The 12,181-nt window shown below is 66.3% G+C and carries 9 protein-coding genes; 8 read left to right on the forward strand and 1 reads right to left on the reverse strand.

Annotated features, from left to right (window positions below):
• Positions 1-18 precede the first annotated feature (18 nt).
• From ACXIUA_RS10415 to ACXIUA_RS10450, 8 genes are all read left to right on the forward strand, one after another.
• Positions 19-1,344, forward strand: coding sequence for a glutamyl-tRNA reductase (locus tag ACXIUA_RS10415; RefSeq protein ID WP_457976781.1), 1,326 nt, complete (start codon positions 19-21; stop codon positions 1,342-1,344).
• Positions 1,345-1,349: 5 nt separating this feature from the next.
• A complete protein-coding gene (hemC, locus tag ACXIUA_RS10420; protein ID WP_457976782.1) occupies positions 1,350-2,231 on the forward strand; it encodes a hydroxymethylbilane synthase in 882 nt (293 codons plus the stop codon).
• Between the two features lie 163 nt (positions 2,232-2,394).
• Entirely contained in the window at positions 2,395-4,107 is a 1,713-nt protein-coding gene (locus ACXIUA_RS10425; RefSeq protein ID WP_457976783.1) for a uroporphyrinogen-III synthase, read from the forward strand.
• 8 nt (positions 4,108-4,115) lie between these two features.
• Complete coding sequence (gene hemB, locus ACXIUA_RS10430; RefSeq protein ID WP_288857573.1) at positions 4,116-5,126, forward strand: porphobilinogen synthase; 1,011 nt, start codon at positions 4,116-4,118, stop codon at positions 5,124-5,126.
• Positions 5,119-5,688, forward strand: a complete 570-nt coding sequence (locus ACXIUA_RS10435) for a hypothetical protein (RefSeq protein ID WP_256007649.1) — start codon at positions 5,119-5,121, stop codon at positions 5,686-5,688. Before hemB ends, ACXIUA_RS10435 begins: the two co-directional genes overlap by 8 nt.
• A 31-nt stretch (positions 5,689-5,719) precedes the next feature.
• On the forward strand, positions 5,720-8,278 hold the full coding sequence (locus ACXIUA_RS10440; RefSeq protein ID WP_457976784.1) for a heavy metal translocating P-type ATPase: 2,559 nt from the start codon (positions 5,720-5,722) through the stop codon (positions 8,276-8,278).
• Between the two features lie 27 nt (positions 8,279-8,305).
• On the forward strand, positions 8,306-9,352 hold the full coding sequence (gene hemE, locus ACXIUA_RS10445; RefSeq protein WP_457976785.1) for a uroporphyrinogen decarboxylase: 1,047 nt from the start codon (positions 8,306-8,308) through the stop codon (positions 9,350-9,352).
• A 15-nt stretch (positions 9,353-9,367) separates the two neighbouring features.
• Positions 9,368-10,774, forward strand: coding sequence for a protoporphyrinogen oxidase (locus ACXIUA_RS10450; protein WP_457976786.1), 1,407 nt, complete (start codon positions 9,368-9,370; stop codon positions 10,772-10,774).
• On the opposite strand, the gene ACXIUA_RS10455 is transcribed toward ACXIUA_RS10450, so the two are convergent.
• Positions 10,771-12,090, reverse strand: a complete 1,320-nt coding sequence (locus tag ACXIUA_RS10455) for an MFS transporter (RefSeq protein ID WP_457976787.1) — start codon at positions 12,088-12,090, stop codon at positions 10,771-10,773. The two genes, ACXIUA_RS10450 and ACXIUA_RS10455, sit on opposite strands and share 4 nt — an antisense overlap.
• Positions 12,091-12,181 lie beyond the last annotated feature (91 nt).

The following is a 12,181-nucleotide window of genomic DNA, read 5'->3' on the forward strand; positions in this document are numbered from 1 at the left end:
GCTGACTGGAGGGATTGAGTGAGTGTTCTCGTTGTAGGGATGTCGCACCGCTCGGCGCCCGTTGCGTTGTTGGAACGCTTGAGTATGGATGATGCGGTGCAGCATTCGGCGGCGTCGGCGCTGGTGGAGCGCCCGTCGTTGTCTGAGGCGATGATCATTTCGACGTGTAACCGGCTGGAGGTGTACACGGTTGCCAACGCGTTCCATGCGGGTGTGCAGGATGTGTTGGCGGTGCTGGCCGAGGTCTCCGGGGTGAGCGAGGCGGAGCTGCGCGGCTACTTGTACGTTCGGTATTCGGACGCGGCTGCGGAGCATTTATTGACGGTCACCTCCGGCCTGGATTCCATGGTGGTGGGGGAGCAGCAGATCATTGGGCAGGTGCGTACTGCTTATACGAATGCGGCTGAGCAGGGCACGGTGGGGCCGGCGTTGCATTCGTTGGCGCAGACGGCGTTGCATACGGGCAAGCGTGTGCATACGGAGACCGCGATTGATGAAGCGGGTGGCTCGATGGTGACCTTCGCGTTGGATACGGCGATGGAGACGCTGGGGGTCGAGACGCTGGAGGGCCAGACTGCGCTGGTGTTGGGGGCTGGTGCGATGAGCTCGTTGGCGGCGACGCATTTGGGCAAGAGGGGCGTCGATAAGTTGATTATTGCGAACCGCACTCGCTCGCGTGCGGAGCGGTTGGCGGAGCACGCCCGGGAGGCCGGGGTGGCTGCGGAGGTCGTGGACTTTAATGCGCGCGCGGGGGCGTTGGGGCGTGTGGATATTACGGTGTCGGCGACGGCGTCGGATGGGTTCACCATTTCGGGCGAGGATATCTCGGGGCCGACGATGCTGATTGATTTGTCGCTGCCGCGTGATATTGACAATTCGGTGCTGGAACACGAAGGCGTGCACTTGATCAACATCGAGTACCTGCACGAGCAGCTGCACAACGCGGACTCGGAGGACTCGAAGGCGCTGCAGGCCGCGGAGGCGATCGTGGCCGAGGAGGTGCAGGCGTTTAGCTCCGAGCAGCGGGTGCGCGAGGTGGCGCCGGCGGTGGCGCAGCTGCGCCGGATTGGCGCGGAGATCTCGGAGGAGGAGCTGGCGCGGCTGCGCAAGCGTCTTCCTGACCTGGGCGAAGAGGACTTCCAGCAGGTCGCGCGGTCGGTGAAGCGTGTGGTGGATAAGCTGCTGCATAAGCCGACGGTGAAGATTAAGGAGCTGGCGGCGAGCTCGGACTCGATTAGCCTGGAGACCGCCGTTGAGGAACTGTTTGGGGTGCGCCCCGTGTCGGCCGCTACTGATATGGACCGGTTGCCGAGTCCCGACGAATTGAAGTTGAAGGAGTCGTAATTTACATGCTGAAAATTGGTACGCGGGGTTCGCACTTGGCCACGACGCAGGCGGGTCACATGCGTGATGCCCTGATCGCGCACGGTTACCCGTCTGAGCTGCACATTGTGAAAACTGCCGGGGATGTTTCCCACGCGCCGGTGGAACGCATCGGCGTCGGCGTGTTTACGTCTGCGCTTCGCGACGCCCTCTTCGACGGCGAGGTGGACGTCGCCGTGCACTCCTTCAAGGACTTGCCGACGGCCCCAGAGCCCCGCACCTACCTGATCGTTCCGGAGCGCGAAGACCACCGCGAGGCACTCATCGCCCGCGACGGCCTGACGCTGGACACGCTGCCGAAGGGCGCGAAGGTGGGCACCTCGGCGCCGCGCCGTGTTTCCCAGCTGCGCGCGCTGCGCCCTGACCTTGAGATCCTCCCGCTGCGAGGCAACATTGAGACGCGCATGGGCCGGGTGGAAAGCGGCGAGATGGACGCGATTGTCCTGGCGTACGCGGGCTTGGTCCGTGGTGGGTTCGCGGACCGCGCCACCCAAGTCTTCGACGCCAACGTGTTCATGCCCGCCCCGGCGCAGGGTGCGCTGGCGGTGGAGTGCCGCGTCGACGACACCGCGCTGCGCGAGGGCCTGGACAAGCTGTTGGACGCGGATTCTTTTGCGTGCGCGGCGGCGGAGCGTCAGGTGCTGGCGACTTTGGAGGCAGGCTGCACGGCCCCGGTTGCGGCGCACGCGACCATCGCTGACGGCACCATTACCTTGCGGGCGGGGGTGTTCGCCCTGGATGGCTCCAAGCAGCTGATTGAGGAGGCTTCTGGTAAGGACGCCCGTGAGCTGGGAACACAGCTTGCACAGACGCTGATTGGGCGCGGGGCGGCAGAAATTATGCAGTAAGTTTTCAGACTGGTTTTGAAACAGGTTTTGAAACACGGCGTATGCAAATTAAGGTGTAACTACCATACGTCCAATCGTCTCGGTGTATAGGGGTCCCTTTGGGACTCGCTGTACGCCGGGACACTTCTTTACGCCTTATACAAGACCAGAAAAGACCATTTTGATGACACTGCCCTCAATCACGCCCCAGCCGGGGAAGGTGATCTTCGTCGGTGCCGGACCTGGCAATCCCGATTTGCTGACGATTCGCGCTCGCCAGGTGATGGAACGCAATTCTATCGCGTTGGTGGAACCGGATGTTCTTGAGGGTGTCCGAAATGTTCTTGCCGCAGCGTGCGCGGTGCCGCAGGAGAAGATCGACGCCGCGGAGGCCCAATATGAGGCGATGTGTGCGGAGGCGAAGGCGTCGGGGGCGCGGCGCCGCCCGCCGAAGCCTGCGGACCCGACCGCGGCTGAGGTTGAAGAGGTGCCGCTTGGCACGGACGATATTGTTGCGCGGTTGCGCTCGGCGCTGCAGGCGGCGGCCGAGGTGATCTGCAAGGGGGATGACGGTGACGGGGATGTGATCCGTCTGGTCAGCGGGAACCCGCTGACGCGCGATGCGGTGCGGGAGGAGATCGCCGCCGTGGCGGCCGCCGGCCTGGAGTTCCAGATTGTGCCGGGGATGTCGCTGCCGTCGACGGTGCCGTCCTTTGCGGGTATCGCGCTTGGTTCAACGTATACGGAAGCAGATCTGGCGAACGGGCCGGTGGACTGGGACCAGTTGTCGCAGGCGCCGCAGCCGTTGGTGTTGCAGGCGGTGCGCGAGCAGCTGCCGGAGATGGCGTCGCAGTTGATGCAGCGCGGGTTCCCGGGCGAGCTGGCGTGCAGCGTCACGGCCAACGGGACGACGCGGCTGCAGCGCACGGTCGATGCGACCCTGGAGACCCTGGCAACCACGGACTCGGTGACGGCGGATCTGCCTGGTTCTTTGGTGGTGACGCTCGGTACTGTGAATGATGATCGATCGAAGTTTTCGTGGTGGGAAAACCGTCCTTTGTACGGGTGGCGAGTGCTGGTGCCGCGTGCGAAGGAGCAGGCGGAGGCGATGAGCAGCCGCCTGGCGTCGTACGGGGCGATCCCGCAGTCGGTGCCGACGATTTCTCTGGAGCCGCCGCGCAACCCGGCGCAGATGGACCGCGCGATTAAAGGGATCGTGGAGGGTCGCTACCAGTGGGTGGTGTTCACCTCGACGAACGCGGTGCACGCGGTGTGGAAGAAGTTCGAGCAGCTTGGCTTGGACGCCCGCGCGTTCGCGGGTGTGCACCTGGCGGCGGTCGGCCGCAAGACGGCGGAGGCGCTGCGCGCGTTAGGGATGAGCCCGGAGCTGCTGCCGCACCGCACGAAACAGAATGCTGCTGGCCTGGTGGAGGTGTTCCCAGAGTACGTTGAGGACATCGACCCGGTCTCGCGGGTGCTGCTGCCGCGGGCGGACATCGGAACGAACGTGCTGGTGGATGGCCTGATTGAGAAGGGCTGGGACGTCGAGGACGTCGTGGCCTACCGCACGGTGCGCGCCGCCCCGCCGGCTCCTGAAGTACGCGACATGATCAAGACCGGCGGGTTTGACGCAGTCTGCTTCACGTCCGGCTCGACAGTGCGCAACCTGGTTGGCATCGCGGGTAAGCCGCACCAGCGCACGATCATCGCGTGCATCGGCCCGATGGCCGCTGAGGCTGCGCGCGAGCAGGGGCTGCGTGTCGACGTCGTACCAGAGGTCGCGGACGTACCGTCCCTGGTGGACGCGCTTGCCGAGCACGTCGCTGCCCTGCGGGCAGCTGGGGAGCTGCCGCCGCCACGGAAGAAGCGGAGGGCGCGTCGGAAACCGGCGTTATGATGTAGCACATGACTACATATCATCTTCCACGCCGTCCACGTCGCCTCCGCCAGAATCCTGCGATTCGGCAGCTCACTGCGGAGACGCGACTGGCTCCGGCCGATTTTATTTTGCCGTTGTTCGTGGCTGATGGCATCACCGAACGCCGAGAGATTGCCTCCATGCCGGGGGTGTACCAGCACACCACGGACACCCTGAAGGCGATCTGCCACGAGGCACTCGAGGAGGGGATCCGCTGTGTGGACCTCTTCGGAGTGCCGCTCGATGAGGATAAGGACGCCACGGGTTCCGTCGCGTGGGACCCGGAGGGCATCCTGAACCGGAACGTGCGCGCACTGCGCGAGGAGTTCGGCGAGGATCTGCTGATTATGGCCGACACCTGCCTGGATGAGTTCACGGACCACGGGCACTGTGGTGTAGTGGGCGTCGATAAGTATGGCAACCAGGTGGTGGATAACGATGCCACCTTGGACCTCTACCGCGATATGGCGCTGTCGCAGGCTGCCGCGGGCGCGCACATCGTGAGCCCGTCGGGGATGATGGACGGGCAGATCGGTGTGATCCGCGAGGCACTCGACGCCGAGGGCTACCAGGACGTGGCCATCATGGCGTACTCGGCGAAGTACGCGTCGAAGTTCTTCGGGCCGTTCCGCGACGCGGTCGGCTCCTCCCTGAAGGGCGACCGCCGCACGTACCAGCAGGACCCGGCGAACGTGCGCGAGTCCCTGCTCGAGACCGAGCTCGATATTGAGGAAGGCGCGGACTTCGTCATGGTCAAGCCTGCGCTGCCGTACCTGGATGTGCTCAGCCGCGTTGCAGACATGTCGCCGGTGCCGGTGGCGGCGTACCAGGTTTCGGGCGAATACGCGATGATGGTCGCCGCTGGTCAAAACGGTTGGATCGATTTCGAGGCGACCATGATGGAGTCGCTGACCTCTATCAAGCGTGCTGGCGCGGACCAGATTTTGACGTACTACGCAATCGAGGGCGCGCGTGCGCTGAAGGAGCTTCATGGCTAACACACCTCCCGCGGCGCAGGCCCCGGCCCTGCCACCGAGACACCGGAAGGACGAGCCGACGCAGCAACAGCCCGAGGCGGTGCGCTATCTCCTCGGCGCGTGGGCAGTGATGATCCTCGGTGAGCTCCTGCACCAGATCCTCGCCGTGGTGGTGACGGTGCTCGACCCGGCTGCGCTGCGCGAGGCGGCGAACCAGGCCGCGAAGAACCAGTCGGAGGCGATCCCGGAGAACATGATGCAGGCGAGCATGTATGCCACGGTTGTGCTGATGGCGCTGCTGCAGCTGGGCATCATCGTGGTGTTTGTCCTGGCGCTGCGCTCGGTGCAGCGCCGCGGGAAATGGATGCTCAACGCCACGCGGGTGCTGCAGGTCTTCTCGGTCTTCTTCGCGGTGCGCGTGCTCACGCTCTTCTTGATGACGCCCGCTGCGACTAAAGTGCCGGTTGCGCTGTTCGCCGTCGACGGTGCGGTGCAGATCGTGGTCGGTGTGGCGGGAGCATTGGGGCTGTTCTATGCTTCCCGGAAGGAATCGCAGGACTACCTGCGTTCGGCTGAGCAGTAGCAGCAGTAGGGAAGAAGTGGAGTAACGGCGCATGGCTGATAATGTGACGCGCTCAATTGACGACGCCCGCCTGGCGGCCAAGGACGCCGGGTTCGACCCGGACTCGCGCCACTCCGAGGACAGCAACGGCAACCCGTTGCGCCCCCACGCTTCCTACGCGTTCGAGCTCGAGGGCCTGGAGGACGGCGCGCAGCTGCGCGACATCGAGGAGGCCCTCGAGGAGCTGCCGGGCGTGCAAGCGCGCCTGGTGTACCCGACGAAGATGGCGTGGGTGACCGCGCCGGACACCACGGCACCGCACACGATCGCCGAGGTGATGCAGCGCTTCGGGGTGGAGGTGCAGCTGACGGATTCGACGCTGCGCCGCCGCGCCCAAGGCCACTCGGTGGTGGATCACACGCTGCCGCGGCGCGGCACGCGCGGCATGTCCGGCCGGATGCGCCGGATGAAGGAACACGAGCAGCGCTCCCTGCGCACGGCGCGCGCGAGCGGGTTCGTGCGCACCGCCCGACGGCGCCGCGGCATGATGCGTGGCCAGGACGTACTGTTTACCGCCCGCGACTTGGTCACGCCGCTTCGCATGTGGATCGCTATTGTGCTGAGCATCCCGGTGATCCTGATGGCGTACGTGCCGCAGTTCCAGTTCCCGGGCTGGCAGTGGTGCTCGCTGGCGTTGTCCACCCCGGTCGCACTGTGGTGCGCGTTCCCGTTCCACCGCGCGATGCTCGGTGGCGTGCGCCGCGGGATTTCCGCGCTGGACGGCGCGAGCTCGATCGCGATTTTGGCCGCTTGGCTGTGGTCACTGGTCGCGGTGGTGCTGACGTCCGCCGGGCAGATCGGCTGGACCACCAGTAGTGGCTGGGTGCCGCACCAGATGGGCCACGACGTTGAGATCTTCTTCGAGGTCTCCTGCGCCGTGACCACGTTGTTGCTGGTGGGACGCTACTTCACCATGCGCGCTCGCCCCCGCCTCATGGAGGATTTGCAGGCCCGCAACCCTGATCCGGACGCGGTGTACAAGGTGGTGCGTCGTTCGCGGGCGGGCAACGTGACGGAGGAAGACTTCCCGGCAGTCGAGCTGAACAAAGGGGATGACGTCTACGTCCACGCGGGCGAGATCATCCCTGCCGACGGCGAGGTGGTCGGCGGCTCTGGCGTGTTGAACCCCCAGATTATCGACGCCCGCGAGCCTTCCGAGGTGAAAGTCGGCTCAACGGTGCGCGCCGGGTCGGTGCTGCGCAGCGGCAAGATCAAGATGCGCGTGGAACGCGTCGGACACACCACCCGCCTGGGCGCGGTGGAGCGCTGGGTGGACGCGGTGCTGCGCCACCAGAACGAGGCCACGTTGATGTCCACGCGCGCGGCGGGCCTGCTCATCCCGGCGGCCTATGCGCTGGCCATCTTGGATTTTGGGCTGTGGGTGCTGCTGACCGGCAACTACAATGCTGGCTTTTCCACGGCGTTGGCCATCCTGGTGGTGGTGGCGCCGGTGGCGCTGGCGATTTCGCCGTCGCTGGCGATCCGCCTCGGCATTGAGTCTGCGGTGCGAAACGGCATCCTGATCCGCGACGGCGAAACCTTCCGCGCGCTGGAGTCGACGGACACGGCTGTGTTCAACCGCGTGGGCACCCTGGTCAAGCCGCAGATGACGGTGGAGACCGTCACCGCCGAGCGCGGCGAAAGCCCGGAGATGGTGATGCGCGTGGCGGGTGCGCTGTCGGTGGAGTCCAACCACCCGTCGGCACGCGCGATGGTGAAGGCGGCGCGTGAGGCGCGCGATGGGCGCACGAAGAGCGCCGATGTGCCGTCGTGGATCGAGATGAGCAACGAGGAAATCACGCCCGGCGGCGAGTTCCGCGGCCGCCTCACCTTGACCTACGGCGACGAGGACGAGGACCGCACCGAGTCCTTCGACGCCTGCCTGTGGCGCCCCACGAACCTGTCCCAGCTGCACGGCCGCCTCGCGATGGCCGCGACCGCCGGAGGCACCCCTGTAGTGGTGCGTTGGCGCGGCAAGGACCGCGGCGTGATCACCCTCTACGACCCCGCGAAGGACGACGCCCACGAGGCCATCAACCGCCTGGAACAGATGGGCGTAGAGACGGTGATGCTCACCCGCGATACCTACCCGGTTGCCCGCCGCTTTGCCGGCTTTTTGGGTATGTCCAACGTGCTCGCCGGCATTACCGCGCCGGATAAGCCGGGGGCGGTTCGCGCCATCCACACGAAGGGCGCCACGGTTGCCATGATCGGCGACGCCACCGCGCTTCCCACTATCAAGGTGGCGGACGTCGGCCTGCTCTACGCCACCGACGACATTATCGACGCCCAGTCCTCCACCATCGCCCGCGCCTGCAACGCCGTGCTGATCCGCGACGACGTCTCCGCCGTCCCGCAGCTCATCGCGCACGCGCGCCGCGTGTGCCACATCATCGACTACAACATGATCTTCGCCTGGGCGTACAACTCCACCGCGATCGTGCTTGCCGCGATCGGCGTGCTGCCCCCGGTGGGGGCCACGCTGCTCATGCTCGGCAGCTCGCTCGTGATTGAGGCGCACTCCTCGCGGGCAAATCATTTTCCCACCTAAACCGCAACGGCGGTAGGGTGGGAGACTATGACCAGACGCGACCTTTCTTCTGCCCCGTTCATTGAGGCCGCCAACGGCCGCACGCCCTCACGCACCCCGGTGTGGTTTATGCGCCAGGCCGGGCGCTCGCTGCCGGAATACCGCAAGGCCCGCGAGGGCATCTCCATGTTGGACTCCTGCTTCATGCCGGAGCTCCTCGCGGAGATCACGATGCAGCCGGTGCGCCGCCACGACATGGATGCGGCGATCCTCTTTTCCGATATCGTTGTGCCGCTGAAGGCAGCGGGTATCGGCGTTGAAATCGTGCCAGGCCGCGGCCCAGTGATGGAGAAGGCGATTAGGACGCGAGAGGACGTCGATAATTTGCCGGTGCTGGACCACAACGTTGAGGAAGTGGCCAAGGGCATCGAGATCATTCTTGACGAGCTCACCGACACCCAGGCCCTGATCGGCTTTGTCGGCGCGCCGTTTACGCTGGCCAGCTACCTCATCGAGGGCGGGCCGAGCAAGAACCACGAGAAGACGAAGGCCATGATGCACGGCGACCCAGATACGTGGCACGCCCTGATGCGCCGCCTCGTGCCGACCATCAGCGCGTTCCTGCGCACGCAGGTCGACGCCGGCATCGACGCCATGCAGCTCTTCGACTCCTGGGCGGGCTTCCTCACAGAGGCCGACTACCGCGAGCACGTCCTGCCGTACTCCGCCGAGATCCTGAAGGAGGTCGAGGGCGTGATCCCGCGCATCCACTTCGGTGTGGCCACGGGTGAGCTGCTCGGCGCGATGTCCGAGGCCGGTTCTGAGGTGATGGGCGTCGATTGGCGCGTGCCGCTCGACGTCGCCGCGAAGCGCTTTGCGTCCCCGCGTGTGCTGCAGGGCAACCTTGACCCGGCGATGCTCTTCGCCGGCCCCGCCGTGGTGCAGGAAGAAGTGCGCCGCATCAAGGCCGAGGCCGCCCGAGCTATCGACGCCGGCACCGCCACCGGCCACATCTTCAACCTCGGGCACGGCGTCTTGCCGACCACCGATGCAGGCGCCATCACCGACGCCGTCGCAATGATCCACGAAGCATAACGAAGGAGATCCCCATTGAATATCGCCATTGTCGGTGCAGGGCTTGCCGGGCTGACCGCAGCGTTTGAGCTGCGCAACTCCGGCCACACCGTCGACGTCTACGAAGGCAACGACCGCATCGGCGGCAAGCTGTACACCGTTGCGTTCGACGGCGGCCCCACCGATATGGGAGCAGAAGCCTTCATTGCGCGCCGCCCGGAAGCAAAGCAGCTCGTCGAAGAGCTGGGCCTGCAAGACTCGCTGGTCTCCCCATCGGGGATGCGCTCCCTGCTGTACGTCGACGGCGAAACCCGCGCTATGCCGGCAGGCGGCATGATGGGTATCCCATCTACCTCCGAGCCGGTCGCGCACCTGGTCAGCGAGGAAACCGCGCGGCGCATCGACACCGAGGCGGAGCGCGAGGGCTTCGAGTGGACCATCGGCGGCGACATGAGCGTCGGCGCCCTGGTCCGCGAGCGCTACGGCGACGACGTCGTGGACAACATCGTCTCCTCCCTGCTTGGCGGAGTGTACTCCTGCACCGCCGATGACCTGGGCGTTCGCGCCACCGTGCCGCAGCTCGCCGCCGAGTTCGACCGCCTGGCCGCCGACGGCCCGGTGCACCTGTCCACCGCGGTCGCCAACCTGGAGGCCGCCCGGAAGAAGGCTGTCGCCGCGGCTGGGTCTTCAGGTGCCTCGAAGCCCTCGAAGCCGGTGCCGATTTTCGCCACGTTCCGCGAGGGCTACCAGGAACTCTACGAGGCGCTTGCGGAGCAGTCCGGCGCGAATATCTACGTCGACGCCTTCATCCCGTCCATCAGCCGCGAAGGCGAGGGGTTCCGTCTCAAGGGGGGCGAGGACACCGTCTACGACCGCGTGCTGTTGGCCACCCCGGCGCCGACGACCGCGCTGCTGCTTCGCGACATCGCCCCCGAGGCCTCCGAAGTGCTTCGCTCCGTCGAGTTGGCGAACTCCGCCGTGGTGGGCCTGCGCTTCGCCACCGACGAGGGCCTGCCGGAGAACTCCGGCGTGCTGGTCAGCACCGATGCGAAGGACGTGCACGCCAAGGCGTTCACGCTTTCGTCGCGTAAGTGGCCGCACCTCGCCGAGCGCGGCGGTGCCCTTGTACGCGCCAGCTTCGGCCGTTACGGCGACAACGTCGCCCTGACCGCCAGCGAGGATGACCTCGTGGACTGGGCCCTCGACGACCTGCAGACCATCACCGGCTTCGACGGCCGCGCCGCCGGCGTCGAGGAGATCTTCGTTCAGCGCTGGCTCGGTGGCCTTCCGCGTTACGACGCCACCCACCTGGCCACCGTGGCCAAGGTCCAGGACGCACTCGCCGACGTCGACGGTGTCGGCGTGACCGGCGCCTGGGTCGCCGGGGTTGGGGTCCCGGCCGTGATCGGCAACGCGCGTAAGGCGGCGCAGGATCTCCTCTAGACGAGCACTTTGCCCTTCTGCTCCGGCAGGACGAACGCAGCCGCGGCTGCCACGGTGAACGCCACCGCGAAGACCACGAATACGCTGGCGTGGCCGCCGAAGGCCAGGACTGGCGGGACGATCAGCGGCGCCAGGATCGAACCGACGCGCCCGAAGGCCGCAGCGGCGCCCGTGCCGGTCGCGCGGATCTGGGTGGGGTAGAGCTCAGGACCGATGGCGTAGAGGGCACCCCACGCGCCCAGGTTGAACAGGGAGAGCAGGCAGCCTGCGGCGATGATCTGCCAGGGCGCGGTGGCGAACCCGTAGAGCCCAGCCGACACCGCCGACCCGGCCAGGAAGACGGCGAGGGTGGTGCGGCGCCCCCAGACCTCAATGAGCCAGCCGGCCAGGGCGTACCCGGGCAGCTGGGCCAGCGTGATGATCAGCGTGAAGCTGAAGGAGCGCACGAGGCTGAAGCCTTGGTCCACAAGCAGGGAAGGGATCCAGGTGAACGCGCCGTAGTAGGCGAGGGAAACGCAGAACCAGACGGTCCAGAAGGCGGCGGTGCGGGCGCGCAGTTCGGGGCCCCAGATGTGATGGCCGGAACTTGCTTCGGGATCGGCGGTGGTGGCGATGGGGGCGTCGATAAGTAGTTCGGGTGGGACTTGCTCCTCGAAGCTGCGGACCACTGCCTCTGCTTCCTCGTCGCGGCCGCGCGCCTCCAGGAAGCGGACCGATTCGGGCAGCTGCATGCGCACATACAGCGCGTAGAGCGCAGGCACGGCGCCGAGCGCAAGCCCCCAACGCCAGCCGTTTTCGCCCTCGGCGACGACGAACGTGCCGATGACCGCCGCCAGAATCCAGCCCGCCGCCCAAAACGCCTCGAGCCAGACCACCATCCGCCCGCGCACCTTCAGCGGCGCGAACTCGCTGACCAGCGTGGACGCGACGGGCAACTCCGCGCCGAGGCCCAGGCCGGTGAGGAACCGGAAGACGAGCAGGACAGCGACCGACCCGGCGAGCGCCGAAGCGCCCGTGGCCACGCCGTAGATCAGGAGCGTGAGGGCGAAGACCTGGCGGCGCCCCAGCTTGTCCGCGAGCAGCCCGCCGAGGGAGGCGCCGACCGCCATCCCGATGAACCCCACGGACGCGATCCAGCTCGTGGTGGTTTTCTCAAGGTCCCAGTGCACGGCCAGCGCCGCGATGACGAAGGAGACCAGCCCGACATCCATCGCGTCGAGCGCCCACCCCACCCCCGATCCGACGAGGAGCTTCTTGTGTTTCGGGGTAACCGGCAGCCTATCGAGGCGCTGCGTGCGGGTCAGTGCTGTTTTCATGGGCAAAACCTTAGAACAATTCTGGCTTTTATTTGGGAAAATTACGAAAGTTTCCTGCTAATCTGCCGGTATGAAGAAGCAGCTCGGACTC

The organism is Corynebacterium sp. UMB8791 (genome assembly GCF_054166365.1).

Bases quoted from the DNA above. Each gene is read 5' to 3' on its own strand.
- hemB (WP_288857573.1), top strand. From the start codon at position 4,116: ATGACTACATATCATCTTCCACGCCGTCCACGTCGCCTCCGCCAGAAT.
- hemC (WP_457976782.1), top strand. From the start codon at position 1,350: ATGCTGAAAATTGGTACGCGGGGTTCGCACTTGGCCACGACGCAGGCG.
- ACXIUA_RS10440 (WP_457976784.1), top strand. From the start codon at position 5,720: ATGGCTGATAATGTGACGCGCTCAATTGACGACGCCCGCCTGGCGGCC.
- ACXIUA_RS10435 (WP_256007649.1), top strand. From the start codon at position 5,119: ATGGCTAACACACCTCCCGCGGCGCAGGCCCCGGCCCTGCCACCGAGA.
- hemE (WP_457976785.1), top strand. From the start codon at position 8,306: ATGACCAGACGCGACCTTTCTTCTGCCCCGTTCATTGAGGCCGCCAAC.
- ACXIUA_RS10425 (WP_457976783.1), top strand. From the start codon at position 2,395: ATGACACTGCCCTCAATCACGCCCCAGCCGGGGAAGGTGATCTTCGTC.
- ACXIUA_RS10455 (WP_457976787.1), bottom strand. From the start codon at position 12,090: ATGAAAACAGCACTGACCCGCACGCAGCGCCTCGATAGGCTGCCGGTT.